Genomic DNA, 1,168 nt, shown 5'->3' with positions numbered 1-1,168 from the left:
CAGCCGCAATTAATTATACACGGTGTTGTAGTACGTTATTTCTCTAGTTCACTTACAATTTTAATAAATTCTTTATAATTATCAACAGGCGGGTTTTCATAGTCAATATAACCAAGATGAGTATTAAAAACAGTTTTCATTTCAGACAGACATTGATACTCACTTTTAGAATCTAAACCTCATTTTATTCCAATATTTCTAGAGATTCCGAAAACCATTGTTTCGTCTTTATTATAAAAAATCATTCCGTGTTTGTTTGGATTTTTCTCATCTGTATTTCTCCAATATATTCTATTCGAGATATTTTTATTCAATTCCAAATAGGTCATTAAATCATACGGGTTTTTGAACTCATGAGATGGTGTTTCAGAGTATTCAGGAATCGAATAATCATCTGCGCTTTGTACTCTCTCAGGTAGAAAGTGATTTAGGAATTGAATAGCTAATTTTTTTGATCTTGTTTTTTCTATTACATATATATCTGCTAAATATCCCATTCTGTTTTAATGTACTACAACGTATTTGTGTATGATTTTTTGCGGGAAAAGGACGCGAGTCATTTTCCGTTGTTTCGGAAAGATAATTAATAAGATTGAATTTCCGATGAGGAAATTCAATCTTATTAATTATACACCTTGTTAGCACCTGTTTTTATTCTGTTTTTTTGAATTCCAGTTTAATTGGCTCTAATTTCTCTCCAGCCTCTTCCATCATTTTGTCCATTTCTGGGTCAGAATGGTAGGCAGAAAATTTATTTTTTTCCTTTTCTAAAATTACATAGAGAATAGTCATTGATTTTGGTTTTCTATTATTTCCTCTTGGAATAGGTTTTGTTATCAAAATCAAAGTATCTTTTTCTATTTTCCAATCTTGCAGATCAGATTTCATAAATTCAGATAATTCAATTTTTCCGTTTTTATAAAATCTAGGTCCTGTAATTCCAGAACCATTAGCGTTTAGACTAATCAAAGTAATCATTCCATTTGCGTTTGGTTCCGTTATCCATTTACCAACATATGATTTGTTTTTTTCTTGTCCTATAACCGAATTTATGGAGGAAAGAATTAAAATTAATGATAGTATTTTTTTCATTCAGTTTGTTAATTGGTGCTAACGTATTTGTGTATGATTTTTTGCGGGAAAAGGACGCGAGTTCTTTTCCGATGTT

The 1,168-nt window shown here is 30.2% G+C and carries 2 protein-coding genes; both read right to left on the bottom strand.

Features of this window, described 5'->3' with window-relative positions; genetic code table 11:
• Positions 1-179: 179 nt before the first annotated feature.
• Entirely contained in the window at positions 180-497 is a 318-nt protein-coding gene (locus ACOSP6_RS00225) for a hypothetical protein (protein WP_422092451.1), read from the bottom strand.
• A gap of 154 nt (positions 498-651) precedes the next feature.
• Positions 652-1,092, bottom strand: a complete 441-nt coding sequence (locus ACOSP6_RS00220) for a hypothetical protein (protein ID WP_422092392.1) — start codon at positions 1,090-1,092, stop codon at positions 652-654.
• Between the last annotated feature and the right edge of the window lie 76 nt (positions 1,093-1,168).

It is taken from the genome of Tenacibaculum sp. MEBiC06402 (genome assembly GCF_049239625.1).
In the GTDB taxonomy this organism is placed as follows: domain Bacteria; phylum Bacteroidota; class Bacteroidia; order Flavobacteriales; family Flavobacteriaceae; genus Polaribacter.
Note: the sequence above shows the minus strand (reverse complement) of the source record. Positions and strands in the feature narration are given on the sequence as shown.